This is a genomic window from Paenibacillus sp. OV219 (genome assembly GCF_900110075.1).
Lineage (GTDB): Bacteria > Bacillota > Bacilli > Paenibacillales > Paenibacillaceae > Paenibacillus_Z.
The window spans coordinates 210468-235084 of the sequence record NZ_FOCJ01000008.1 but is presented as its reverse complement, the minus strand read 5'-3'; the positions used below and the strand labels follow the sequence as shown (position 1 = coordinate 235084).

Annotated in this window: 25 protein-coding genes; 4 read left to right on the top strand and 21 right to left on the bottom strand. The window is 53.6% G+C overall.

Annotated features, from left to right (window positions below; all coding sequences use genetic code 11):
• Position 1 precedes the first annotated feature (1 nt).
• Together BMY11_RS20550 and BMY11_RS20545 are read left to right on the top strand one after the other, a co-directional pair.
• The gene (locus BMY11_RS20550) at positions 2–988 is read left to right on the top strand and encodes a lipoate--protein ligase (RefSeq protein WP_090580521.1); all 987 of its coding nucleotides are present in this window, start codon (positions 2–4) and stop codon (positions 986–988) included.
• 50 nt (positions 989–1038) lie between these two features.
• Positions 1039–1263, top strand: a complete 225-nt coding sequence (locus tag BMY11_RS20545) for a hypothetical protein (RefSeq protein WP_090580518.1) — start codon at positions 1039–1041, stop codon at positions 1261–1263.
• Between the two features lie 228 nt (positions 1264–1491).
• On the opposite strand, the gene BMY11_RS20540 is transcribed toward BMY11_RS20545, so the two are convergent.
• On the bottom strand, positions 1492–2007 hold the full coding sequence (locus tag BMY11_RS20540; protein WP_090580515.1) for a hypothetical protein: 516 nt from the start codon (positions 2005–2007) through the stop codon (positions 1492–1494).
• A gap of 359 nt (positions 2008–2366) precedes the next feature.
• Between BMY11_RS20540 and BMY11_RS20535 the strand changes: the two genes are divergently transcribed.
• Both BMY11_RS20535 and BMY11_RS20530 read left to right on the top strand, forming a co-directional pair.
• On the top strand, positions 2367–3974 hold the full coding sequence (locus BMY11_RS20535; protein ID WP_090580513.1) for an MDR family MFS transporter: 1608 nt from the start codon (positions 2367–2369) through the stop codon (positions 3972–3974).
• Between the two features lie 6 nt (positions 3975–3980).
• On the top strand, positions 3981–4556 hold the full coding sequence (locus BMY11_RS20530; protein WP_090580511.1) for a PadR family transcriptional regulator: 576 nt from the start codon (positions 3981–3983) through the stop codon (positions 4554–4556).
• Positions 4557–4874: 318 nt separating this feature from the next.
• Here BMY11_RS20530 and BMY11_RS20525 read toward each other — a convergent pair whose 3' ends face one another.
• The 20 genes from BMY11_RS20525 to BMY11_RS20430 form a co-directional block, all read right to left on the bottom strand.
• Complete coding sequence (locus tag BMY11_RS20525) at positions 4875–6077, bottom strand: PQQ-dependent sugar dehydrogenase (protein WP_218150200.1); 1203 nt, start codon at positions 6075–6077, stop codon at positions 4875–4877.
• A 69-nt stretch (positions 6078–6146) separates the two neighbouring features.
• Complete coding sequence (locus tag BMY11_RS20520) at positions 6147–7445, bottom strand: glycoside hydrolase family 140 protein (RefSeq protein ID WP_177182735.1); 1299 nt, start codon at positions 7443–7445, stop codon at positions 6147–6149.
• Positions 7446–7513: 68 nt separating this feature from the next.
• On the bottom strand, positions 7514–7798 hold the full coding sequence (locus tag BMY11_RS20515; RefSeq protein ID WP_177182734.1) for a hypothetical protein: 285 nt from the start codon (positions 7796–7798) through the stop codon (positions 7514–7516).
• Positions 7799–7800: 2 nt separating this feature from the next.
• Positions 7801–8553, bottom strand: coding sequence for a phytanoyl-CoA dioxygenase family protein (locus BMY11_RS20510; protein WP_090580508.1), 753 nt, complete (start codon positions 8551–8553; stop codon positions 7801–7803).
• A 145-nt stretch (positions 8554–8698) separates the two neighbouring features.
• Entirely contained in the window at positions 8699–9625 is a 927-nt protein-coding gene (locus BMY11_RS20505; protein WP_090580505.1) for an ROK family protein, read from the bottom strand.
• 16 nt (positions 9626–9641) lie between these two features.
• Positions 9642–11393, bottom strand: coding sequence for a class I mannose-6-phosphate isomerase (locus BMY11_RS20500; protein ID WP_090580502.1), 1752 nt, complete (start codon positions 11391–11393; stop codon positions 9642–9644).
• Between the two features lie 83 nt (positions 11394–11476).
• Positions 11477–12253: a DeoR/GlpR family DNA-binding transcription regulator gene (locus tag BMY11_RS20495; protein ID WP_090580499.1), complete on the bottom strand. Its 777-nt coding sequence runs from the start codon at positions 12251–12253 to the stop codon at positions 11477–11479.
• A gap of 77 nt (positions 12254–12330) precedes the next feature.
• Positions 12331–13560, bottom strand: coding sequence for an acyltransferase domain-containing protein (locus BMY11_RS20490; protein ID WP_090580496.1), 1230 nt, complete (start codon positions 13558–13560; stop codon positions 12331–12333).
• A 33-nt stretch (positions 13561–13593) separates the two neighbouring features.
• Positions 13594–15258, bottom strand: a complete 1665-nt coding sequence (locus tag BMY11_RS20485; protein WP_305728898.1) for a gamma-glutamyltransferase family protein — start codon at positions 15256–15258, stop codon at positions 13594–13596.
• Positions 15255–15821, bottom strand: a complete 567-nt coding sequence (locus BMY11_RS20480; protein ID WP_090580493.1) for a DUF1697 domain-containing protein — start codon at positions 15819–15821, stop codon at positions 15255–15257. Before BMY11_RS20480 ends, BMY11_RS20485 begins: the two co-directional genes overlap by 4 nt.
• A 69-nt stretch (positions 15822–15890) precedes the next feature.
• Positions 15891–17006, bottom strand: coding sequence for a hypothetical protein (locus BMY11_RS20475; protein WP_090580490.1), 1116 nt, complete (start codon positions 17004–17006; stop codon positions 15891–15893).
• A 100-nt stretch (positions 17007–17106) separates the two neighbouring features.
• A complete protein-coding gene (locus BMY11_RS20470; protein ID WP_090580487.1) occupies positions 17107–18375 on the bottom strand; it encodes an alpha-L-fucosidase in 1269 nt (422 codons plus the stop codon).
• Positions 18376–18403: 28 nt separating this feature from the next.
• The gene (locus tag BMY11_RS20465; protein WP_090580484.1) at positions 18404–19276 is read right to left on the bottom strand and encodes a sugar phosphate isomerase/epimerase family protein; all 873 of its coding nucleotides are present in this window, start codon (positions 19274–19276) and stop codon (positions 18404–18406) included.
• A 20-nt stretch (positions 19277–19296) separates the two neighbouring features.
• Positions 19297–20001 (bottom strand): copper homeostasis protein CutC, encoded by a 705-nt coding sequence (locus BMY11_RS20460; RefSeq protein ID WP_090580481.1) that lies wholly within the window; start codon positions 19999–20001, stop codon positions 19297–19299.
• 223 nt (positions 20002–20224) lie between these two features.
• Complete coding sequence (locus BMY11_RS20455; protein ID WP_090580690.1) at positions 20225–21274, bottom strand: Gfo/Idh/MocA family protein; 1050 nt, start codon at positions 21272–21274, stop codon at positions 20225–20227.
• A gap of 56 nt (positions 21275–21330) precedes the next feature.
• Positions 21331–22059 (bottom strand): ThuA domain-containing protein, encoded by a 729-nt coding sequence (locus BMY11_RS20450; RefSeq protein WP_090580478.1) that lies wholly within the window; start codon positions 22057–22059, stop codon positions 21331–21333.
• A gap of 85 nt (positions 22060–22144) precedes the next feature.
• Positions 22145–23023 carry an ABC transporter substrate-binding protein gene (locus BMY11_RS20445; RefSeq protein ID WP_090580475.1) on the bottom strand — a complete coding sequence of 293 codons (879 nt, stop codon included), beginning with the start codon at positions 23021–23023 and terminating at the stop codon, positions 22145–22147.
• A 149-nt stretch (positions 23024–23172) separates the two neighbouring features.
• A complete protein-coding gene (locus BMY11_RS20440; protein WP_090580474.1) occupies positions 23173–23409 on the bottom strand; it encodes a hypothetical protein in 237 nt (78 codons plus the stop codon).
• A 49-nt stretch (positions 23410–23458) separates the two neighbouring features.
• A complete protein-coding gene (locus BMY11_RS20435; protein WP_090580472.1) occupies positions 23459–23953 on the bottom strand; it encodes an NUDIX hydrolase in 495 nt (164 codons plus the stop codon).
• Positions 23954–23994: 41 nt separating this feature from the next.
• Positions 23995–24564 carry a TetR/AcrR family transcriptional regulator gene (locus BMY11_RS20430; protein ID WP_371262899.1) on the bottom strand — a complete coding sequence of 190 codons (570 nt, stop codon included), beginning with the start codon at positions 24562–24564 and terminating at the stop codon, positions 23995–23997.
• Positions 24565–24617: the final 53 nt, after the last annotated feature.

Genomic DNA, 24617 nt, shown 5'->3' with positions numbered 1-24617 from the left:
GATGCGATTTATCGATAATCAGGGCAACAATGATCCTGCCTGGAACCTTGCGCTTGAAGAGTATATTCTGCGCAATCTGACGGGGGATGAAGATTTTCTGCTCTTCTACATGAATGAACCCTCCATCATTATCGGCAAGAATCAGAATACCGCCGAAGAAGTTAACACTTCCTATGTGGAAGAGCACGGCATTCATATCGTACGCCGACTGTCCGGCGGCGGCGCAGTTTATCATGATCTGGGCAACTTGAACTTTAGCTTCATCACGAAGGACGACGGCAAATCGTTCCACAACTTCCGCAAGTTCACAGAGCCCGTCGTGGCGGCGCTTCGTGGGCTTGGCGTCGATGCTGAATTGTCGGGCCGCAACGATCTGCAAGTCGGCGAACGGAAAATTTCCGGCAACGCACAGTTCGCAACGAAAGGTCGCATGTTCAGCCACGGCACGCTGCTGTTCAACTCCGAGGTGGATTCCATCGTGTCGGCTTTGAAGCCGAATCCAGCCAAGTTCGAATCGAAAGCGACGAAGTCCGTCCGCAGCCGAGTCGCGAACATTGCCGAATTCTTGCAGGAGCCGATGACAATGGAGCAGTTCCGCTCCTTCCTGTTGGAGTCCATCTTCGGCGGCAAAGATATTCCGGCGTATCCGCTCTCAGAGGCGGATCTCGCAGCAGTCGATCAACTTGCGGAAGAGAGGTACCGCAGCTGGGATTGGAATTACGGTCGCTCCCCTGCGTTCAACGTGCGTCAAGTGAAGCGGCTTGCTGCTGGCACCTTCGACGTGCGGCTCGATGTGAAGGACGGCATCATTGCCGAAGCGTCCGTCTTCGGCGACTTCTTCGGCACCGGCGAAGTGAGCGATGTAACTGCGCGGCTCGCAGGCGTGCGTTACAATGCGGCGGATGTCGCTGCCGCGCTGGCGGATGTGGATTTGACGGTGTATTTTGGCCCGGTCGATCGGGAAGAATGGCTCGCACTGCTGTTCTAATGGTTGTTGGCGGAGATTAACTAATCGAATGGAATGGGAGTGAGTATTCGATGGCGAAGAACGAGAACGTCACCTCGATCCAAGCTTTACAAACTTGGAAAGCGATTCCTGAGCAGTATCGCGAGAAGCTTGTACGAAACGTATTTTGCGGCAAATGCGGTGGGGCTGTTGAAATTGTCGATTACAGCATCAAGAAAGAGAAGCACGGCCTTCTGCTAAGAGGCAAATGCCGTACCTGCTCCGGGCCAGTCGCTCGAGTAGTTGAGAACGAGTAAATAATAAATAGTAAAGCCCATGCGGCACGGTTGATGCGCTGCGTGGGCTTTTTGCTGTTTTTCGGCGAATATAGATAGATCCCTGGGGGATACATTCACACATTGGTTCTCAATGTAGCTGGTCTACTGGACCTCTTCGGCGGTTTGGACTAACTTTCCGCCAATGTAGCTGGTTTGCTGGACTTCTTCGGCGGTTTGGACTAACTTTTCGCCAATGTAGCTGGTCTCCTAGACCTCTTCGGCGGTTTGGACTAACTTTTCGCCAATGTAGCTGGTTTGCTGGACCTCTTCGGCGGTTTGGACTAACTTTCCGCCAATGTTACTGGTCTGCTGGACCTCTTCGATGGTTTGGACTAACTTTTCGCCGATGTAGCTGGTCTGTTGGACTTCTTCGGCGTTTTTGACTAACTTTCCGCCAATGTAGCTGGTCTGCTGGACCTCTTCGGCGGTTTGGACTAACTTTCCGCCAATGTAGCTGGTCTTCTGGACCTCTTCGGCGGTTTGGACTAACTTTCCGCCAATGTAGCTGGTCTGCTGGACCTCTTCGGCGGGTTGGACTAACTTTTCGCCAATGTTGCTGGTCTGCTGGACCTCTTCGATGGTTTGGACTAACTTTCCGCCAATGTAGCTGGTCTGCTGGACCTCTTCGACGGTTTTGACTAACTTTCCGCCAATGTAGCTGGTCTGCTGGACTTCTTCGGCGGTTTTGACTAACTTTCCGCCAATGTAGCTGCTTTTCGCCAATGTAGCTGGTCTCCTAGACCTCTTCGGCGGTTTGGACTAACTTTCCGCCGATGTAGCTGGTCTGCTGGACCTCTTCGGTGGTTTGGACTAACTTTTCGCCGATGTAGCTGGTCTGTTGGACTTCTTCGGCGGTTTGGACTAACTTTTCGCCAATGTAGCTGGTCTACTGGACTTCTTCGGCGTTTTTGACCAACTTTCCGCTCCCCTACACGACCCGAATTCCCCACCCTATACCCGGGCAAAATAATTTCTAAACCGTTTTACTTCAAATTCACTTGTTAGAAACTCAAATTTGAGTATAATAATGAATGGCTATTCAAATTTGAGTTATCACTATTACACGCAAAAGCGAGAGGAGAATGCAAGTGGACGCCAAGAGAAGTAACGTAAAGCTCGTCATTGCCGGATTGTTGCTCGGGCTGTTTATGGCGGCGCTCGATCAGACGATCGTGTCTACCGCAATGGCTACGATCATCAAAAAGATCGGCGGCTTTGATAAATTTATTTGGGTTTATTCCGCCTACATGATCGCCATGGTCGTATCAACGCCGATATTCGGTAAACTGTCCGATATGTACGGACGCAAAAGATTTTTCCTATCCGGTCTCATCCTGTTCATGCTAGGATCAATTATGTGCGGCACGGCAACAAACATGGATCAGCTGATCATCTACCGCGCGATTCAAGGTATCGGCGGCGGTGCAATTATGCCGATCGTGTTCACGATTATTTTTGACATATTCCCTGCTGAGAAGCGCGGCAAAATGATGGGTCTATTCGGTGCCGTATTCGGTATTTCGAGCGTATTTGGCCCCGTTATGGGCGGCGTTATTACAGACAGCGTCAGCTGGAGATGGATTTTCTACATTAACGTGCCGATTGGCATTCTTGCGGTACTGTTCATCACACAGGCTTACCATGAAACGCGTAATGCACGCAAACAAGTTATCGACTGGGCAGGCGCAATCGTTCTGACTGCAGGCATCCTGTTCCTCATGTTCGGCCTAGAGCTGGGCGGTTCGGACAACTGGCCGTGGGCTTCGGCGAAGACGATCTCCCTGTTTGTCGCTTCCGCTGTACTGTTGATCGGATTCCTCTTTGTGGAGCGTAAAGCGAAAGACCCGATCATTCAGCTGTCCCTATTCAAAAACAATGTCGTAACAGGCAGCATGGGCATCAGCTTGCTATACGGCGGCGTAATGATCGCCACAGCTACTTATATCCCAATCTTCATTCAAGGGGTATTCCATAAATCGGCTACTGAAACAAGCAGCGTACTTACACCTATGATGCTTGGCGTCGTTCTGAGCAGTCAGATCGGCGGCCGGATTGCGACACGTTTCAGATACCGCGATGTTATGCTTCTATCCGCACTTACGCTGATCATCGGCACATCGCTGCTCGGCTTCGTGATGGATGATCAAACAAGCCGCTTAGTCATCACACTGTTCATGGTCATTGTCGGTCTCGGTATTGGCGTATCGTTCTCCTTGCTAAACATCTCAACGCTGAATGCTGTACCACCGCAATATAAAGGTTCGGCTTCATCGCTGATCACGTTCTTCAGAACGATTGGTTCCGCGCTTGGCGTAACGGTATTCGGTACGTTACAGAAATCTGCATTCCAGTCCGATGTCAAAGCAATTCCAAATATGGATCCAGCGGTTGCCGAGAAAATTAAAGGCGGCCAGGCGCTCTTGGATCCTGTCATTCAAAAGCAGATGGGCCTTTCCCCTGAAATCGTCAATACGCTGCTAAGCAAGCTCTCAGACTCCATCGTGTTTATTTTCCAATGGTCGGTTATCCTGCCGGTTCTTGCGATTGTATTCGCACTCCTGCTCGGCCGCGCAAGACTTGAAATCGGCAAAGCTGCCGGAGGCCCGAAAGGCGCTTCAGGCAAGCCAGGTCCTGGGGGCCAGCAAGGCGAAGGCGCAGGCAAACCTGAACCTTCGTACCACGGAGGCTAGTAGCCAATGTCCATGCGGCTCTTAATCCTGGGGCTATTGATGGAGTGCGAGCGTCACCCTTACGAGATTCGTCAAACGATTAAACACCGCAATTGGAATGAATGCTTCAAGCTTCGCGACGGGTCGCTGTATTATGCAGTTGACCAGCTGCGGCAGGACGGGTTAATCGAGGCGGCGGAAGTCGTCTCGGTGCCTGGCGATAATCGGCCGGACAAGACGATTTACCGGATTACCGATGCAGGCAAAGCATCTTTTCAAGATCTATTGCATGCTGAGTTCAAGCAGAACTCTTATCCCCAGCATCCGGTCTTCCTAACGATGCCGTTCATCCGCCATGGCGATCCTGCCAAGGTTGAAGCACTCATCGTGATACAGCTAGCCGATTGCGAAGCTCGAATCGAACGGATGACCGCCGTTCTTCAATTGAAGGAAGGCATCATACCTCGCGGCTCCGAGCTGATGATTCGAGGCTTCATCCAGTTCGGTGAGACGGAGAAGCAATGGCTCACCACTGTGCTCGCCGATGCACGCTCTGGTGCGCTGTTTGCAGAACATGTTAAACCGAAAGACATCGATGAATAGCAAATAGCCGTCGATTGTCCGACGGCTTCGGAACACCGAGATAGTCCCTGGTCTGAGGACTTTCTCGGTGTTTTTTTATTTGTATCGAGGCTGAGCCAATGGTTTCGCCGATATAGGATACTGGGTACCCTTCTTACGCGATTTTCCGGCTGATTTCGCCAATGAAGGGTACCAGGTACCCCTCTTGCACGAATATCCAGCTATTTTCGGCGATGTGGGATACTGGGTACCCTTCTCGCACGAATATCCAGCTATTTTCGTCAATGTAGGCTACCACGGAACACTCTTGTGCATTTCCCCCCTCATATCAGCTGATTATCACCCTTGAACAATGCGAAGCAAGCTGCCGTTCTGCGCGCACACGTACAACTCGCCTGCTGCGTCGACGCCGAAGGAAGTAATTAGCTCGCCTGACTGAAGCAGCGTCACGTTCCGCACACTGCCATCCGACTTCTGCCGCAGCGCCCAAATCGTGCCCATGGCGTAATCGCCATAGATGTACCATCCAACCAGATCAGGAATCGCTGACCCCCGATACACGAAGCCCCCAGTAACAGAAACGCCAAGATCCCGCCCGTACGTGTATATCGGCTCGATCAACCCTGTTTTGTCACAACCCTCCTCTGGCCTATAACAAAGGTCACCTTCCATCACATTCCAACCATAGTTACCGCCCTTCTCGACAATGTCGATCTCCTCCAGACGGTCCTGCCCTACATCAGCAGCCCACAGCTTCCCTGTCACGGAATCGAAGCTGAACCGCCACGGATTACGCAAGCCATACGCATAAATCTCAGGTTCGCCAGCTTTTCCATCCGCGAACGGATTATCAGCCGGAATCGTGTATTTTTTGCTCTGGTATCCGCCGACATCCACGTTGATGCGCAATGTTTTGCCGAGCAGCGTATGTGTATTTTGACCATTACCGTAAGGATCGCCGCCGCTGCCCCCGTCACCCGCTCCAATGTACAAATACCCGTCTGGGCCAAAAGCAAGCTGTCCGCCTTTATGATTCGCGAACGGCTGCTCGTATGTAAGCAAGATGACCTCGCTCTTCGGATCGAGCAGCTCCGGATGCTCCGGGTCCTTCATCACAAATCTAGCGACGACGGAATGCGTCTTCGTCGTGTAGTTCACGAATGCGATGCCTGGTTTCTTCGGATGAAAAGCAAGCCCGAGCAGCCCCTGCTCATTCCCGTCCGAGTGGACCCGGTCCCGAATATCCAGCACGGTCTTCGGCTCCGAAGCAGGATGTGCCGGATCGAGCATGATGATCCTCCCCTTCTGCTCCACCACGAACAGATGATCCTTCAAGCTGCTCGATACCCCATTCTCGCTTACCACGCCAACCGGATTGTCGAGCGTCCCCTCAGGGAAAATCGTCTCAAGCTTAATTGCTGGCGGCTGCGATTGTTCGCTGCTTGTCTCCTTAACGACAGCCGGCTCTCCCCGGCATGCCGTCAGCAGCAAGCTCAGCAATAGCGCATATGCGATCCCACACAATAATCTCGTCAACTTCATCAAACCCACCACCTTTTTCAAACCGTTTAAAAGCAAGAAGACTGCCGGCATAACCGGCAGCCAAATTACTTATTGAACCACTAATTCCAGCACCCAATCGCAGCCTCGACCGCTCGTTGGAGGCACGAACCTTACTTCACCGCTTCCCTCGTACTCGCCAATCTTGCTGTACTGACCTGTTCTCGGATCAAACCAGGAAGCATTAACGCGGCTGCCGTTCCATCGACTTAGCACCGCAGTGAAAGCCAGCCCGTTCGGGCTATAGATGAGGCCATAGCTTTCCCCGCGCGTCGCAACCATATAGTTGGCGCCTTCCAGATTGGCAGCAAGCAAGCTCTGATCCGGTACCCGATCGAGGAACGAATGCGACTCGATCAGCCCGCGTACATGCTTCATTTGCGTAGCTCCCGGACGGTTCAGCGCATCACGCCAATGCATCACGAAGTAAGGCGTCAGCTCCGTCGTCATCGACCAAATGCAATGATGCCCATACGTATGTCCGAACGCACCGGAGAAGACGGCATAATAGGCTGCTTGCCGCACATCCGCTTGGTCGAAATAACCGTTCGCCTCTTTGAAGTTAATCGGGTGATCCTCGTAGCAAGGCTCGGCGTCGAGCGTCGGTTTCACCGGCGACTTCGCGTAATCTGCACTGACGTGGCTGTAATTGACGCGAACCTGCGCATGATGTCCGGATTGGATCATATTGAAGCCCAACCAACGCTCATCATGCAGATGGAAAGACGATGACGTATTGCCGCAAGGATGGAATGTGATTAAGTTCGAGCCACCATCCCCCTCCGACAAGCCCGCTGCAAGAGACCGATTCACGTCAAAATGAAGTCCCGTTTGCAGAGGCCGATCCCCGCCCAGCACCCAAATAATATTCGTGCGATCCTTGTAGCGCTCCCCAAGCCACTTGCCATATACGCGCGCATTGTCAGCATTAAACACAACAGGCCCTTTGCCCCAGGCCAAATTATACTTGTCTCCCCACGTAGGCAGCAATGCAATATAGATGCCATGCTCCGCTGCTCGATCAACGATATAATCGACATGATTCCAATAATGATAGTCGCCGTCCGTATCCGGCATTGTTGGATCGTACTGGCCCTCTACGTTCAGCTTCAGCGGTCTGCGCCCGTAATAATTGTCCGTCGTCAGTCCTTCGAATTCCGATAATGCGACGGCTTGAACGACATTGAACTTCAACTCCGCCCGATTACGCAAATACTCTACAGCTTCTTCACGGTTCAGCTTATGAAACAGCTCCCATGTCGTATCCCCAAGCCAAAAGAATGGCGTTCCATCCTCATGCACCAAAAATCGTTTATTATCACTAATCTTCAACCGCTGCAAAGCTTCCATTCTCCGCACTCACTCTCCCGTTTCGTAAGGGTAGAAATAGAAATACACCTCGACTTGATAGTCCTAGACTAGCACACAAATTTAATGAGTACAATATGTATACATTTTAAAAGATTACCTGCTTGTTCTGCTTGTTCTGCTTGTTCTGCTTGTTCTGCTTGTTCTGCTCGTTCTGCTCGTTCTGCTCGTTCTGCTCGTTCTGCTCGTTCTGCTCGTTCTGCTTGTTCTGCTTGTTCTGCTTGTTCTGCTCGTTCTGCTCGTTCTGCTCGTTCTGCTCGTTCTGCTCGTTCTGCTCGTTCTGCTCGTACTGCTTGTTCTGCTCGTACTGCTCGTTCTGCTCGTTCTGCTTGCAAATTCAGCTCTTTATCTCGCGAATACCCGGCCAGTGCAGCCAAATATCGGTCATCGGCGCCTTCCAGTCTATGCCGTGCTCGGTGTGCTTCACCCGGAAGAAGATTGCGTATCGAGGCCAAGGAGATGCATTAGCCGCTACACTATGCGCTAGCTGATAGTGCACAAGGAAAATATCCCCCGGCTCTCCCTTCGTTTGGACAGGCTCTGGCAGTGCAACCGGAGGCATGCCGCCCAGCAGCGACTCCGCTCCATGCTCACGGAAGTACTGCTCATACGATGCATGTGTGCCGGGCCATACTGTGAAGTTACCGGCGAAATCATCACGCACGGGACTGAGCAGGACGCCGACAAGCATCGTAAAGTTGCCGATCGTCCCTTCCTTTACTCCGTTGTGCGGCGAGTACATCCCGTCCAAATGCGGACGCGCCACAGTCGTCGGGTCTTGAAGCGATGGAAACCGCAGCGCGATTTGCCCGCCGCCGACAGGTAGACTCATTCCTTCGCCAAGCAAGTCCTCGACGAGTGACTTAACTGGCGTGTCGTTGTAAAGCCCCGTAATCGGGGACTTGTCCTGCAAGTCGGGACAGTACGATTGCGCGCGGAACGTCGTCATCCGCTCAGGCGGCATCCCTTCACCGATCGCGTGATTAATATGCTTGACCGCTTGATCCACCATGATCTTTGGGATAACACCGGGGACGTAAATATATCCATCGTTCAACATCGACAGCTTCTGCTTGTGAGTCAGCTTCATCGTGCATCCTCCTTGTATTACCTTTTATTTCTAATTTACATGATTAGGACGAGTCGCAGTACTGCAAAATTACGCAATTTCTCTCTATAAAACAAAAAAGCAGAGAAGCAGTCTCTCCCCTGCTTCTCCACTCTATCGCTCTACTCTATTTAACCAAATGATAGATACCTCTGAACGTGCTCGCGAACGTATCCGTACTTACCCGCACCTGCGCGATAATCCCCTGCGCAAGCAGTCCTTCCTTGAACGCGGGAGCGAACAGATCCGCACTCTTCGAGATTTGACCGCCGAGCACGATCCGATTCGGCTCGTACGCTTGAAACGCCGGGCCGAGAATGACCGCCATCCGCCGGCCGAAGTGATCAAACAGCTGCACTGCAGCTGCATCGCCAGAAGCTGCAGCATCTGCAAGCTCGCGCACATCTCTGCCTGCAAGCTCCATCCCCATCTCCTCAGCCAACTGCAGAACACCTCTGCGCGAGATGCACTCATCCGCGATCCGGTTGCCGTATGGCTGCGCGTACAACCAGCCGTTCTCCGGCACGCCGCTGCGATGCTTTACAAGCTGTCCACGCTCGAGATAGCAGGAACCAAGCCCTGTCCCAATCGTCAAGCACACTGCACGCTCTACGTCCAATGCCTCGCCGCTGTTATTCGCTTCTCCGAGGCCGAACAGCGCCGCGTCATTCTCGAAGACGATGTGGAATTTCGAACTTAATCGTCTGCTCAGCTGGGCGTGCGAACGGATCGCATCGTCCAGCATATCCCCGATGTTAAGCCCGTACAGTGACTCGAATTTGCCAAGTCCTTGAATGAGACAGACACCTTGTTCGTAATCGAACGGGCCAGGGAAGGCAAGCCCGAACCCAACAATCTGCTCTTCCGATAGCCCCTCGCGCCCTAGCACATCGACTGCAATAGCTACAAAATGGGCAATAATCGCATCCGCCCCAAGCTCCGAGCGAGAATCATAGTGTCCCACGGTCGAGGCGATGATCTCGCCCTCACGCATCGCCGCGGCTTTAATCTGCGTTCCGCCAACATCGAAGGCAAGTATTACGTCACGGCTCATCTGCTAAATCCGCCTCCTATGCTCGCACGTACGCTTTGATCGTTCCAATTGTTTTACCAATGCTTGGCCCGCTTGGGCGAATCGTATAAGAAGCGACGGATGCAGGCACGATGAACGTCTCCGCGTAACGGATGATGAACGGCTCGAAGGCGCCGTCCGGACTTTCCACAATGGCTTCTTCCCCTTCAATTAGGTTCAGCATATGGACGCTGCCGTTTGCTTCATGAAGAACAGGCGCAGAGAACCAATGCCGCCTTGTCTCGATGAACTCCAGCTCATGCAGACCGGTACGCTCTTCCTTCCAGCCTTCCCCTTCCGCAATCGTCTCGACCACACTTACGCAGCCGCTCGTCGTCCAGTCGGTAGTCCTATCCCACTGAATAACTTTGGAGCCATGCTCCACATGAACCGGCCGCGGCTTTCCGTCAAGGCCAAGTCGATCCCAATCCCACAGCTTAAATGTGAAAATATAAGGTGTCGCGCTAATCTCCAGCACCATGCAGCCTGCACCTGAACAGTGAACCGTGCCTGCCGGGATTAGAAAATGGTCGTGTTTTGCCGCCGGATAGACGTTGACGTACTGCTCCGCTGGAAAAGTATTTCCACCTTCCTGCGCTTTGCGCAAATCGGCCAGCATCGCTTCAGGCTGAATATTGTCCTTCAGCCCTAAGTACACCTCAGCGCCAGGCGAAGCTTCAAGAATATAGTAGCTCTCATCCTGCGTATACGGCATGCCGAATTGTTCGCGGATATAGTCCGTCGTCGGATGCACTTGCAGGCTAAGATTTTGCCCGCCGATTGTATCTAAGAAGTCGAAACGAATCGGGAACTCCGCGCCGAAGCGTGAATACACCTTCTCGCCGAGCAGCTGGATCGACTCGAAGAACACCACATTAATCGACGGCAGCTCGACCCGAATCGCATCATAATCAAAATAAAGACTGTTTTCCTCCGGTACGCCATCAAATCCCCATGCATACGGATGCGCCCGCTTCGGTAGATCAATGTTCGCTTCCAGCCAAGTGCCGCCCCATACGCCCGGATCAAAATACGGCACAAGCCGGAACGGCTGGCTCACCGCCTGCCCAAGTCCAGCGAACAATGCCTGCTTCGAGAGCAGCTTAGGAGCATCCATTGTATTCGTATCCAAGTAGAAGTCTATGCTTTCCAGCAGCGAGCGCTTCAGCCGATCCGCCATCCGCCATTCGAAGAAGAAGCCGCGCTTATAAAGTCGCAGAATATCCTCTTCCTTGCAGGCTGTTCTCCAGTTCGCGTACTCTTTCGAGCGGTAACGCTGTTGGATTTCCCATCTCGCCATGTCGGCGTAGACGAACACATCGCCCTGTGTGATGAGCGAAGCGCCGAAGCCGATGACGAGGATGATGCCTTTGTCCTCTGCTTTGATCTGCTCTTGCAGCTCCGCGACCCGCCCTGTATCGTAAAACTCCCCAATCGTGAACGGCGTCATATAGCCGAATACACGATCATCCGTCATGTAGCGCTCGACTTTGGCATCGACATCGCTAGGGGCCAGAGCCGCTTCTTCTGCTTGAACGACAAGCGACGGACGAAGCGTTTCGCTCAGTCCGTCTATAATTTCCTGCTGTCTCACACCGGGGTAGCATTCGATGACGACAACGGTTTTCTCTTTTTCTGTTCGCGCAAGTGCGGCTGATAGGGTGTGCCCGATCGCCTCATAGCCTGACCATGCCTCATGGTCATAGCCGCGTATCGTGATGGATGGTGCTTTATTGTAGGCTGCCTTCACGTAAAGTCCAGCTCCTTCATGTCATATTAACTATCACAATATAACATAAATGAACATGATTGGACATCTGTAAAAGGGAGGAATTAAACGATGTGCAGCTCTGCCCCGCCCTCTTCAATCGTATGCCTATCTGCATCTGTAATTCGCTCATCTGTAACGAAAGCATGAATGTCGCCAAGGTGGGCAACGGTAGAGAAGAACCGCTTGCCGATTTTGGACGAATCGAGCAGAATAACGACTTTCTCTGCGGAGCGCATCATCGCTTTCTTAACCTGCGTATCCATCAGATTTGGGTCCGTGAAGCCCTCTTCATGGGAATAGCCGAGTGCGGACAGGAACAGCGTATCCGCGTGGTAGCGCTTGAAAAACTCCTCCGCCACAGGGCCAACGAATGTGCCCGACACTTCGCGCAGCATGCCGCCGCAGCTAATAATCGTATGCTTCTTCGCAGAGAGCGGACGAATCCTGCCCAGCGTGTCGATCCCGTTCGTAACCAGCGTCAAGTTGTCATAGGCTCCGAGATAGTCTGCCATACGCGAAACGGTCGTACCGTTCTCCAATATATTAACGGAGGAGCTGCGAACAAAATGCTCTGCCGCATAAGCCGCCAGCTTGTCCTTCACATCCCCGTTGTTCGCAAGCTTCGTAGCGAGATCAGGCTCGTCCGCCACCGCGCCGGTATCATTGTAGACGACACCACCGTGCGAGCGTGTAACACGCAGCTCCTGCTCGAGCAAGGTCAGATCGCGGCGAATCGTCATCTCCGACACGCCAAAATGATCGCTCAATTCCTTCATCGTTGCAGCGCCGCGCTGCGCCAGATAGTTCAGCACAGCTTGTTTTCGTTGTAATGGCAGCATGTAGAATAGATACCTCTCTTAGATGTTCATATACTTCTAATTTGCTAATTCTAACATAAACGAACAGCCACCTAAAGCTACTGCCACACCGCGTCATCTGGCAAAATAACCCCGCCCATATCGCGCAGCGAGTGACCATCCATCATATGCTGCCGAACGATACGGCGAAGTGACGTATCCTGCGGCGCATCCCCCCAATCGGCGTACAATTGCCCGTCGAAGATCCGCCTCAGCCCTTCGGTGCCGTCGTTCGCGGATGGGTAGAGATGAAATCCGTTCAAGAACTGAACGATGTTTTGAGTTGGTGCCAGCAGCTTCCTGAACTGCGAATCCAGCAGCCATGAAGTACACGCATAGGCGCGGAAGCCAACTTCCGGGAAGTACTGCGCGAAGAATCGGCTCGCCTCGCGCAGCGATTCGCCGCTTTCGCGGATGTCCAGCTTGCCATCAGCCGCGACATGAATATCGAGCACGGAATCGCCGTCTCGAAGGATAATGTCCCAATCCTCGCGCGGTGACAAGGTCGTCTGCGCTTGGCTCGCATAGCCGTCCGCATTGATGCGGTGTCCGCGTATTGCTGCTTCTTCAAGAAGAAGCTCAGATTGCCAAACGCCACCTCCGTTATCAGAGGACTCGAACCGCCCGCTCGTGCCGTCGATGAGGCCATCGCGCCGGAAGCGGATGCCGCCTTCTGCCATAACGACCACTTCGCTCGTTTTCGTATTGCGCAGTACAACCATATGCCCATTGAATCGGCTCCAGCAGAACTGTAGTCTCCCGAGGCGGAACAGCTGGAACGTCAAATGATGATGCATCCACATAATATCGGTGCCCCAGCTGCCGTGCTTGCGGTAGTAATGCTCCATCCACAGCTTCAAGTCGCTCAGCGTATGGACGAGCACCTCTTTCGGGATGCCATAGTGTTTATACTGTTCAATTGTTCTTGGCAGTCCGCTGAAAAGGACAAGCGGGATGAACTGCGCAGCTTTATTGCCTGTGCGCTTGATCCAATCGGACACTTCTGCCCGATAGGGGCTAACTCCGGCAGCATGCGCATCGGCGCCAGAGCCAGCGCCACTAGCATCTTCAGTATCAGCGCCACTAGCATCCTCGGGGAACAGCAGCGCGCGCCCCTCCTGCGCCAACTTGCATAGAGCTTCATCTGCGCGTATCTCCGCTGCTGCTGCTGTTAGCGCGCGAAGCGCATCCGCCGGAAGCTGCAGCCATTCATTCGCTGCAGTGAGCTCCGCTTCTTGCAGGAACCAGAGCGGTTCCGCCAATTGTTGTCTAGTTGCATGTCCAACCATCAGGCTACAAGTCTCCTCTCGATAACGCCGCAATCACCATGATGCTATGCAGCCGTCTGTTCTTGGTTCTGTCCCGCCAATCAATACGCCGCTCGGCTCCCGCCAAATCACTTGTCCGCAGCCAAAAGCTTTGCGGTCGGCCATCACTTGAATGTGATGCCCGCGTTCCTGAAGCCCCTTTGCAATAGCAGGCGGTACCTCCGCTTCTACAAGCACTTGCTTGCCTTCGGTCCACTGCCACCTCGGCGCATCAAGGGCAGCCTGCGGGTTCAGCTTATAGTCGATCAGGTTCGAGATCACCTGCAAATGTCCTTGCGGCTGCATGAATGCGCCCATGACGCCGAACGGACCGATCGGCTCGCCGTCCTTCGTAAGAAAGCCTGGAATAATGGTATGATAAGGCCTTTTGCCTGGCTCCAGAACGTTGGCATGCGCAGGATCAAGCGAGAACGAATTCCCTCGGTTTTGAAGACTGATGCCTGTCCCCGGCACAACGACGCCAGAGCCGAAGCCGTTATAATTGCTCTGAATGAAAGAGATCATATTGCCTTCCCCGTCGGCAGCAGCCAAGTAGACCGTGCCGCCCTTAGGCAGCTCGCCCGGCTCCGGCATAAGCGCCTCCGCGCCGATCAAACTTCTTCGCTGCGCCGCATAATCCTGCGACAGCAGCTCTTCCGCGCTGACATTCATCCGCGCCGGATCGGTAATGTAATGCTTGCCGTCCGCGAAAGCCAGCTTGAGCGATTCGATCTGGGCGTGGTATGTCTCCACGCTGTCTTTGTCGCCAAGCGGAATGCCGTTCAATACATTCAACGCCATCAGCGCGACAAGCCCTTGCCCGTTCGGCGGCAGCTCCCACACATCGTAGCCGCGATAATTGACCGACAGCGGCTGCACCCATTCCGGCCGGAATGCGGCTAGATCTTCCTTGCGAAGCAGGCCGCCGCTCTCCCTCGCATATCGGTCGATTCGCTCCGCGAGCTCGCCGCGGTAGAACGATTCGCCCTTCGTCGCGGCGATCTCGCGAAGCGCGAACGCATGGCCCTCCGAGCGCCACATCTCTCCTGGCCTCGGTGCTCTTCCATTCGGCGCGAAGACGCGGAACCACTCGTCATAGACTCCACTCGCACCTTCTCCGCCGCTCTCGCGCCGCGCTTTCCACACCTCATAAGCCCGCGACCACTTGATGCTCAGCTCCGGGCTGACCGGATAACCGCCATCTGCATAGGCGATGGCAGGCTCCATCAGCTGCGCGAACGGCAGCTTGCCGAACCGTTCGGACAAGCTCGCCCAAGCACCCGGCGCGCCAGGGACGGTGACCGGCAACCAACCGCTTGCCGGCATCTCCCCCGCGTAGCCGCGCTGCTTGACGGCATCCAGCGTCAGCAACGAAGGCGCGCCGCCGCTTGCATTAAGGCCATACATTTGGCCTTTGTACCATAGAATGGCGAATGCATCGCCGCCGATGCCGTTCGAGGTCGGCTCGACAACGGTGAGACAAGCAGCCGCTGCGATTGCCGCGTCGATGGCATTGCCGCCCTGCTGCAGGACGCGAAGCCCTGCCTGCGAAGCAAGCGGCTGCGACGTCGCGACCATTCCGCCCCGAGCAACGGTCGCCGTTCTTCTCGACGAGTACGGATAATGCGTCAAGTCATAGTTCATGTTCATGTTCATGTTCGTTTCCTTGTCCTTGTTCATGCTTGTCCCTCCATTTCACGCACCAATGAAACCAGCTTGTTCACGGTGTTCCAGTTGCGCACCGTCGTCGGCGGACTCAGCTTGTCCACTTGGACAGCAAGCTTCGAATTACGGACACTCTCCGCAAACAGCAGATACAGATCACGGCCAGTAAGAGCCCACTGATCCGCACCGGCATCGAACGCTTCCAGCTTGCTGAGCTTGTCCGGCTTCGGCGCTTCCAGCATCATCGACACATACAGGCACTCCCCTTCACAGGATGCTTTCGCCTGCGCAACTTGTGCTTCCGTGAACGGACAGTTCGCCGCGATATGCTCAAGCTCTGCTGCAGAGCGAATAATAACTCGAATGGACAGACCGAACGAATTCTCGATCACCTGCTCAATCTGACGGGCTAGCTCCGGTTCCTCTTGATCCGACTCGAACAAAATATTTCCGCTCTGAATATACGTCTGCACCCGCGCAAATCCGCTTGTCGCAAGCGCTTCGCGCAGCTCCGCCATCTTGATCTTGTTCTTCCCGCCGACATTAATGCCGCGCAGCAAAGCAATGTGAATCGCCATCCCATATCCACCGCTTTCTATCAAAGATTTAGGATAAGTTTACCACATCTTCTAGCAGCGTTGGCTCCATCACTTCACATGATAGGAACGAACTTTGGCCACGAATACGTCGTAAGCCGGTTTAGGCGTCCAATTCGCATCGCTGTGTAATAACCCGAATTTGTTCTCCCGGTTGGCATCATCGTCCGAGGCGTTATCCACCAACTCGTACCAGAGCATCGGCCCGGCGTAAGGTAAGCCATACCAGACATCGAAAGCCTTACTTGTGAATTGCGCTTGGTCCGCCTCACTTACTTCCCCTTCGCCTGTGCCGGTGGCCCAGCCCACTTCCGTCGCCCAGATTTTGCGGTCAGTATCGCCGTGGCTATTCATGAGATCGACGAGACTTGCAAGCTCGCTAAATGTCCAGTGGATGCTCGACGGCTCGGACACATACGTATACGGATGATAGGCAATGGAGTCAAAATAGCCTTGTCCGCCGTTGTCATAGATCGCCTGCATGAAATCAAGCGGCCGGACGCTGTTGGGGATATAGGCGGGCTCAACAGGCGCGAACCCACCTACGAGCACAAGCGGACGCACAGCGCCAAGCTCCATCGCCGCCCTGCGAATGCCTTTCGAGCCTGGAATAAGCATCGCCCTCGTATATTGAGCAGCGTCAACCTCTGGCATATTTAAAAACTGCATGTTCTCTTCATTGCCGAGCTCGAAGACAAGCGGAACGCCCTTCTCCAAGTACCTCTTGGCAACCTCATAGCAGAATAGCCCATATGCATCTCCGTCCGAGGGTATATAATTGTGCAGTGAAGTATCCGCGCCGTCAGCCGCCCAAGAAGGCGATGAGCGAATAACGAGCACCAGCTTCAGCCCTTTTGCCGCAGCCGTATCGAGAATGAGATCTGCCTGCGTCCAATCGATGCTACCCTCAAATTGTTCCATCATATCCCAGAATAAAGTTGCTCGTACCCACTGCGCGCCAGTGCCTCGAACTTGATCATATAAGCGGTTAAGCTCGTCTTCCCCAGCGAAGTAAGGATCCTGAGTGTTGAATCCGATCTCATGCGGGTCAACTACTACGGGAGCTCTACCACCTTGACCGTGATGGATAACAATTGCGGAAGTAACTGCTGACAATAACACTAGCATCGTGATTGCTAGCGCTAGGATGGATCTTCGATTCTTCACTTTGCCGATCCCTCCTCTCTTCATTAACTATACTTCAAAAATAAAGCCTGGCAGATGAAATCTGCCAGGCTCGGGCTGTACTCATATAATCTAGCTGCTCTTAAACGTCGCCGCCCGCATAGTGCACCGAGATGGAACGAAGAATTGGCTCGTCATCGCATTCGGTTACTTCTACGATCACTCCGGCCGCTTTTACGGTAGGAATACGGATAATGGCTTTGTGGCCGATATTGCTGCCTTCGTACATCGTAACAAGGCGGTGTGATTTAGCCGAGATGATCGAGACTGTGAAGCGGCGTACTCGCTCACCTGCGGTGAGATCCTCTTCAATGATGACATGGTCGATGAGATGCGAAGCTTCCGCCTTGTACTGCCATGTGCGGCCTTCTTGCACCCAAGCTTCACTTGTCGCAATCGGATTGCCGAAGCGTCTGCGAATTTCTTCGCCGAAACGAGTCAGATGGTCTGCATCCTTGGCAGGCAGCAGTCCGTCACGGTTCGGCCCGATGTTCAGCAGCAGATTCGTGCCTCTGCCGACGGAGAGATAGTAGAGCCCCATCAGCTCATCGACGGATTTCACCATATGTTCGTCGGCATCGCTGTAGAACCAGGTAGAACCGTTCGCGCGCATTTGCACGTCGCATTCTGCCGGAAGCCACATCTGCTCGCCAAGATCATCCAGCTTATCCGTATAGATCGAGAAGTCCGTCGAATCTACTACGTTCCAGCAAGGAGTCGGCGCAATGCCGTCTTCATTGCCGATCCAGCGGAAGTCGGGATCACCCATGTTGAAGATTAGAATGTTCGGCTGCATGCGGCGAATCTCGCCGATAATCCGCGGCCAATCATACGTATGGTCCTCCGAGCCGCAGCCGTCAAACCATAATATATCGATATCGCCGTAGCCGCTCAGCAGCTCCGTGATCTGATTGACGAAGTAATCGTCGTACGCCTTGGCATCCTGCGTATAGAAGTCCGCCGAGCCGTCATACGGTGAATAGTAAAGCCCAGGCTTAACATCATACTTCCGGCAAGCGTTCACGAACTCGCGAACGACATCACCTTGTCCTTCACGCCATGGTGAAGCTTCGACCGTGAAGCTGCTGTACTTAGAAGGCCAGTTCGAGAACCCGTCATGGTGCTTCGCTGTCAACACCGCGTATTCCATACCGGCTTCTTTGGCCGTGCGAATCCACTGCTCGCAGTCCAGCCCAACGGGATTGAAGGCGGCAGTCGTCATCGGCCGCTCGTCGAAATCGGCATAGCCTTCATAGAAGGTACGCAATCCAAAATGAATGAAAAGTCCGAACTCCAACTCCTGGTATGCCAGCTGTTTTGCGCTAGGAATGATACGCTGCTCCGTTTGCATCGCTTCGTAAACGCCTCCTTGAATTTTCTTATGCTTCCTGCCAAAGTGTCCGCAGATTGTCCATTGCAATCTTGGAAGCGGATTTGCATTCTTCCATACCTTCGAACTCCACTGTAATAAAGCCGTCGTAGCCGGAATCCTTGATCAGCTTGACGATTTTGCGGATTTCGATTTCTCCATGACCTACAATTGCACCGCGCAAGTAGTTGCCGTGTGAGGTACGGAACCAATCGCCGCCCCCTGGTGGTGCATCGTATGGACGGAAGTAGAAGTCCTTGAAGTGAACAAGCGACGCATACGGCAGGTTCCTCATAACACCGATGATCGGATTCTCGTCAACGCACATGAAGTTGCCAACATCGAGCGTTGTCTTGAAATTCGGCCGGTCAACCGCTTGCAACACGCGCTGCACACGGTCGCTAGCTTGTACGCTGAAGCCATGGTTCTCAATTGTCGTCGTAATGCCGAACTGCGCAGCATAATCGGCGATAATACGGCTGCCTCGCACGATAAGCGGCAAGCTCTCTTCGAACCAGGCAATTGTCATCTGTTCCTTCGGAATTGTGAACGCCGTCACATCATGACGCAGATGGTTCATGCCCATCCGGTGAATGAGATCGATATGCGATTTCACCCGCGCCATCTCTGCTTCGAATTCCTCTTCAGTCGGCTGCACGAAGTTCGCTGGCATCGAATAGTTGGATAATGCGATGCCTACCTCTTTTGCTTTCTCTCTTACCGCATCTGCAAGCTCCAGGTTATCAACGAGTGTGTAGCCATAAGGCACCATCTCCATATGTTCCCCGCCGTTGTCGGCGATCCACTGAATAACGTCAAGCACAGTCATCTCTCCCGACTTGAGCGCCGGGAGCAGGCTGTACGTACTTAATCCGATCTTCATCTAAGCTGCCTCCTTGTTTGTTATCGCTGATTCAGAATAGCACGCAGGTCCGAGAGCCGAGCCGAATCAATCGGCGCGGTGGACGAGCCGTTCTCACGAACGCCTGAGCCAAAATGTACAGCCCGCACCGGTGTCGCCTCCACGAACTCGGACACCGCTTCTACGGTGAGACCGCTGCCTGCCAAAATTTCAAGCGCCGAGCCTTTTGCTTGTACCTGCCGGACTAGCTTCGCAATCTGCTCGGTCGCATGCAGCACATTCGGCACGCCGCCGGAAGTGAGCACCGTGCGTACCTGCGGGTATCGCATTAGCGTATCCAGCGCCTCAGCTTGATCGCGGACTTCATCAAACGCGCGATGGAAGGTTACCGGCACATCGCCTGCAGCTTCAAGCAGCGCCTTCAGTTGCTCCTCATCGACGGTCTGATCGGCGTTAAGCACGCCAAGCACGAACGCACCGAGCTTCGGCAGCTGCATCGCCCGAATCTCCTCGATCGAGCGAATCATGTCCGCTAAATCAGCTTCCGAATACTGAAACGACCGGCTGTGCGGGCGTATCATGATGTGCATAGGGATCGTGCATACCGCCGCTACCTGCGAGATGACGCTGGCATCAGGAGTAAGTCCTCCCTCTTCAATGACTGAAACAAGCTCAATTCGGTCAGCGCCGAAGCGCGAAGCCGTCATGGCGTCTTCCTCTGTAAGTGCAATGACCTCAAGCAGCATCGCCAGTCTCCTTTCTCGTTGTACCTTGTATCTGCGGATTCTGCCTACGTGCCACTAGCGATTAGATTCTATCCATTCACTATAGCATGTACGACTTTCATATCCGCGTGACAGAATTACGATCTATAGGGATATTATTACTGAATTTCGCCCATTACTTCAAATTCGTCCCAATGAAAAAAACCGCCCACAGCATCAAGCTGCGCGCGGTCTTTTTCACAGATTATAGTTGTACAACCGTCTTCGAGTCACTCGCCCGAATAATCGCATCCAGCACCTGCTGATTCCGATAGCCGTCCATAAAGCCCGGCAATCCGTCCGGCTGACCGCCTTCCAGCATCGACAAGAACTGCTCATATTGCGTCACTTCGCAGCGCTTCGGCACGTTCAATACGGTGCGAGCCAGCTGGCCGTCTTCCTCGCGAATCCATACGATCTTGTTCGGGTCCTCCGTCGACGCATGGAGCGTGCCGGTGTCGCCGTAGATCGAGATCTCGTGTTGGTTGCCGGAGCCGATGGCATTGCGCGACGTTAGGAAGATGCCGTGCACATCGCCGCTCATCCGAGCTTGGAAGCTCGCGAAGTCATCGACTTCGATCTTCACCTGCTCGCCTGTGCGCGAATCTAGCCGCTGCGGCACAATCGTATGCAGCTGCGCCGACAGCTCTTCGAATTCGCCGAAGAGGAAGCGCGCCATATCAATCATGTGCGAGCCGAGGTCGCCGAGCGTTCCAGTGCCGGTCACCGACTTGTCGAAGCGCCAATTGTAACCAACGTTATACTGTGGTGCTCCCCAGCCTTGCAAATACTGGCTCGAGAAGCTGCGAATCTGACCAAGCTTCCCTTCGCGGATCAGCTCTCGCGCATAGCGAAACGCAGGTGTGAAGCGATACGTGAAGCCGATCATCGCTGGCACAGGATGCTGCTCGTACTGCGCAAGCAGCGGCAACGCTTCTTCGAAAACGCGAGTGAAGGGCTTCTCTGCCATGAACGGCTTGCGTGATGCCAGGCAGTGCGCGACGATGTCAGCATGCACATTGTTCGGCGTAACGGACACGACCGCGTCCACGTTCGGGTCTTCAATAAGCGCCGTATAGTTCGAATAGCGCATCGAAGGCGCAATGCCCTGCTGGTCACCAACTCGCGCTAGCACTTCTTCATTCACATCGCTCACCGCAACAAGCTCCATGCGATCTGCGAAGGCCGACATCCAGCGGATATGCGCCTGCGCCATGCCGCCGAGTCCAATTAAGCCAATTCGATACTTGCTCATCGTCTTCATCGTTCCTCCTCTTTTGTACCTTCAGCTTATTCCTATTCCCTTATGCCTTATGCCTTCGGCTGAATCTTCTCCAGCGGAGCTGTATGCCCATATACAGGCGAAGCGGCGGCGCTTGGCGCGGCCCACCGGATTCCGTTCGCGATAACGCGCTGAATCTGCGGGTTGTGGTAGGTCGGGTACGTCTCGTGACCCGGACGGAAATAGAAGATTTTGCCCCGGCCTCGGCTGTACGTAACACCGCTGCGGAATACTTCCCCGCCTTCAAACCACGAGATCATCACAAGCTCATCCGGCGCTGGGATGTGGAAATGCTCGCCGTACATCTCCTCCTTCGGCAGCTCGATATACTCGCCGATGCCAGCTGCAATCGGATGCGCGGGGTTCACAACCCAGATCCGCTCTTTATCGTCTGCTTCGCGCCACTTGAGCTGTCCCGTTGGTGTGCCCAGCAGCTTGCTGAAGATCTTCGACGCATGCCCGGAGTGCAGCACGATAAGCCCCATGCCGCCTAGCACACGCTGATACACCTTCTCTACGATCGAATCCTCAACCCGGTCATGGGCGAGATGCCCCCACCAGATGAGAACATCGGTCGCATTCAACACCTCTTCCGTCAAGCCATGCTCTGGCTGCTCTAATGTCGCTGTCCGCACATAGAAGTCTTCTCTTCCTAAAGCTTCTGCAAGCGCACCGTGAATCCCTGTCGGATAGATCTCCGCAACCTTCGCATTATTGATTTCGTGCAAATATTCGTTCCAGATTGTTACCTTTAACATGAGTCCATGCACTTCCTTCTGCCTAAAAATAATTCGGGGTATAACCTTGTGGGTCATACCCCGATTCTCTGCATACAAACTCGATTTACTTACCGTTCGCCGCACGCCATGCGTCGACTTGCTTCTGCGCTTCTGCAATGATTTTGTCAAGGCCGGCGCTCTTCAGCTTGTCGATCATCTTCGGCAGCTCCTTCTCCGGATCAAGCTGACCGGATTGGAAGCCTGGATCGAACGTGCTCTGTACCTTGGAGACTGCGATCAGCTCGTTCTTCACCGGTTCGGAGTCGAATACGAAGCCGATGAGCGGCGAGGATTGGCTCTTTACTTGCTCGTTGAATTGCTCATAGTTCAAATATTTGTTCGGGTCTTCGCCGACACGCGTATAGTCGAGCATTTGGTTGCCCAGCTGCCACTGGTTGTCGTGGAAGAAGCCGACGTTATCCTTCGTCTTGCCTGCCGGCACATCAATCTGATCGTTATTCAGCACATAGTGCGTGCCTTCCACGCCGTAGTTGAACAACGTGAGCAGGTTCTTATCCTTGTAGAACAGGTTCAATAGCATCATTGCGCGGGCAGGGTCCTTCGACGTTTGGGAAATTGCCTGCAAGGTCGCCGACAGCTTCGATGTGTGAAGCCGGTCGATATTAAGCGGCACTTGGATGATGTCCATGCCAAGCTGCGTGCTCTTGTTCGCCATGAGAGACGGCTCGCCGATCTTCATGTCCTTCACGATTTCAAGGTCGGTACCGATCGCCGCAAAAGCAGTCTTCGCCTGGAACTTCTTCCAGATGTCGATGCCCGGCGTCGTTGCATCCTTGTTGATATAGCCGGCTTTGTACCATTCATGCGTCAGCTTCGCGAGATCCATGTAACGCGTCGTCTCATAGGCATCTACAACCTTGTACTGGTTATCCGGATTCGTATCGCGTTGGTCGAGTCCGATCGGACCGATAATGTTCTCCATGCTGCCGGAGCCGAAGTATGCACCAAGCGGGAAGGATGGGCCGACTGCCGGCGTAACGCCAGGCTCAGCATCTTTAATTTGCTTCAGAATCGGACCGAGGTCCTTGAATTCGCCGGACTTCAGCGGGCTCAGATCGATATGATATTTATCTACAAGTTCTTTTGCTTAGTGCGACGCCTTGCAAGTTGCCAAGCTCTTGATGGACGTGGACGCCATAGATGTTGCCTTTGCGGCGCGCTGACCAGATTCTGATACGAATTCGCCACCTGCGTCAGTACGACGCCCTTCGTGAAATTACCGGCGAGGTACAGAATAGATAAGAGTGGAACCGTAATCGCACAGAAGAGAAGAATGAACCGTGTGCTGAGCGTGTTGAATTTAGGCATGATAAGAACTCCTTTTGGGCGATGACAGGCAGAGTAAGAAAAACCGTCCTCAAGGACGGTATTGGTTAACATATTTTAAATAATACATGATTCCTGCACGGTCCACATCTGAGAACTGCAGCGGATCGTCGTTCATCAACCGCCGTAATTCATCTACATTTACCCATCTGGGATTCTTCGTTTCATCGCCTGATTTCAACAATTCGCCACTGGCTTTGCAGCGGAAATAGGCGCCAACCGAATCAAATGGCCCTTTAATCGTTTGATAAACAGCAAATGGTCTCAAACACTCTACTTCGAAATTGGGATCAATCCCTACGGTGTCTATCCGCGTAGCTTCACCCTCGATCTCTGTAACGTCCAATCCCGTTTCTTCCTTCACTTCCCTAATAAGCGCCTTGAACAGCGATTCAAACGGTTCGATTCTGCCGCCTGGAAGCTCTATACGCTGAGGTCCGTCTGGCTTATTCCGTGTCTGAACCACGATTTCAATGCTGCCATTAATTGTCCGCTCAATCAATGCGCGAGAATTGACTAGAAACATGAAGAAAGACGCCTCCTCGAAAATGAATGGGTTTTTACGAGTTACTTCGACGTTTGCGCATGAATGCCTGCAAGAAACGTATCGACCATCAGCCGGAAGCTAATGTTCAGATCAATCGGCATTCCGAATCCGCCCTGCTGCTCGATTGAGGCGAAGCCGTGCATCAGGCTGCGTAGTCCGCGCACGAGATGAATGCTCAGCTCGTGATCGAGCCCGTACCCGCGCAGCACTTCGATTGGAATGCTTGCAATGTTGCCCGCAGCTTGCTGGATCTGCGTGTCGGCACGGTCCATGACTCGCTGCGTGACGGCATACAGCCCAGGATGCTTGCGAGCAAACTCGAGATAAGCGTGCGCGAGTGCGCGTATCGCATCATCTCTCGTCTTATCTTGAACAGCGCTTCGCATCACCGCTCCCAGCTGGTTCAGGCCGTACAAAGTTAGTTCGTGGCGAAGCCCCGGCAGTCCGTTCACATGATTATATAGCGAAGGCGAGCGTATGCCCAGCTTCTGCGCCAATGTCGCGAGCGTTAGCGTCTCTAGCCCTTCCGCATCGACAAGCTCAGCCGTAGCCTGCAAAATCGTATCAAGATCAAGTCCAACTCTTGGCATGATGTGGTCTCCTTAAGATGTGATTTGTTGTGATGTGTTGTAGTGTGCTCTGT

What these genes read in the sequence shown, in the direction of transcription:
- BMY11_RS20510 (WP_090580508.1), bottom strand. Translation starts at nt 8,553, where the DNA reads ATGAAGCTGACTCACAAGCAGAAGCTGTCGATGTTGAACGATGGATAT.
- BMY11_RS20535 (WP_090580513.1), top strand. Translation starts at nt 2,367, where the DNA reads ATGCAAGTGGACGCCAAGAGAAGTAACGTAAAGCTCGTCATTGCCGGA.
- BMY11_RS20520 (WP_177182735.1), bottom strand. Translation starts at nt 7,445, where the DNA reads ATGGAAGCTTTGCAGCGGTTGAAGATTAGTGATAATAAACGATTTTTG.
- BMY11_RS20480 (WP_090580493.1), bottom strand. Translation starts at nt 15,821, where the DNA reads ATGGCGATTCACATTGCTTTGCTGCGCGGCATTAATGTCGGCGGGAAG.
- BMY11_RS20550 (WP_090580521.1), top strand. Translation starts at nt 2, where the DNA reads ATGCGATTTATCGATAATCAGGGCAACAATGATCCTGCCTGGAACCTT.
- BMY11_RS20440 (WP_090580474.1), bottom strand. Translation starts at nt 23,409, where the DNA reads ATGCCTAAATTCAACACGCTCAGCACACGGTTCATTCTTCTCTTCTGT.
- BMY11_RS20445 (WP_090580475.1), bottom strand. Translation starts at nt 23,023, where the DNA reads ATGGAGAACATTATCGGTCCGATCGGACTCGACCAACGCGATACGAAT.
- BMY11_RS20545 (WP_090580518.1), top strand. Translation starts at nt 1,039, where the DNA reads ATGGCGAAGAACGAGAACGTCACCTCGATCCAAGCTTTACAAACTTGG.
- BMY11_RS20470 (WP_090580487.1), bottom strand. Translation starts at nt 18,375, where the DNA reads ATGCAAACGGAGCAGCGTATCATTCCTAGCGCAAAACAGCTGGCATAC.
- BMY11_RS20505 (WP_090580505.1), bottom strand. Translation starts at nt 9,625, where the DNA reads ATGAGCCGTGACGTAATACTTGCCTTCGATGTTGGCGGAACGCAGATT.
- BMY11_RS20465 (WP_090580484.1), bottom strand. Translation starts at nt 19,276, where the DNA reads ATGAAGATCGGATTAAGTACGTACAGCCTGCTCCCGGCGCTCAAGTCG.
- BMY11_RS20525 (WP_218150200.1), bottom strand. Translation starts at nt 6,077, where the DNA reads ATGAAGTTGACGAGATTATTGTGTGGGATCGCATATGCGCTATTGCTG.
- BMY11_RS20430 (WP_371262899.1), bottom strand. Translation starts at nt 24,564, where the DNA reads ATGCCAAGAGTTGGACTTGATCTTGATACGATTTTGCAGGCTACGGCT.
- BMY11_RS20485 (WP_305728898.1), bottom strand. Translation starts at nt 15,258, where the DNA reads ATGAACAAGGACAAGGAAACGAACATGAACATGAACATGAACTATGAC.
- BMY11_RS20530 (WP_090580511.1), top strand. Translation starts at nt 3,981, where the DNA reads ATGTCCATGCGGCTCTTAATCCTGGGGCTATTGATGGAGTGCGAGCGT.
- BMY11_RS20455 (WP_090580690.1), bottom strand. Translation starts at nt 21,274, where the DNA reads ATGAGCAAGTATCGAATTGGCTTAATTGGACTCGGCGGCATGGCGCAG.
- BMY11_RS20450 (WP_090580478.1), bottom strand. Translation starts at nt 22,059, where the DNA reads ATGTTAAAGGTAACAATCTGGAACGAATATTTGCACGAAATCAATAAT.
- BMY11_RS20495 (WP_090580499.1), bottom strand. Translation starts at nt 12,253, where the DNA reads ATGCTGCCATTACAACGAAAACAAGCTGTGCTGAACTATCTGGCGCAG.
- BMY11_RS20460 (WP_090580481.1), bottom strand. Translation starts at nt 20,001, where the DNA reads ATGCTGCTTGAGGTCATTGCACTTACAGAGGAAGACGCCATGACGGCT.
- BMY11_RS20435 (WP_090580472.1), bottom strand. Translation starts at nt 23,953, where the DNA reads ATGTTTCTAGTCAATTCTCGCGCATTGATTGAGCGGACAATTAATGGC.
- BMY11_RS20490 (WP_090580496.1), bottom strand. Translation starts at nt 13,560, where the DNA reads ATGGTTGGACATGCAACTAGACAACAATTGGCGGAACCGCTCTGGTTC.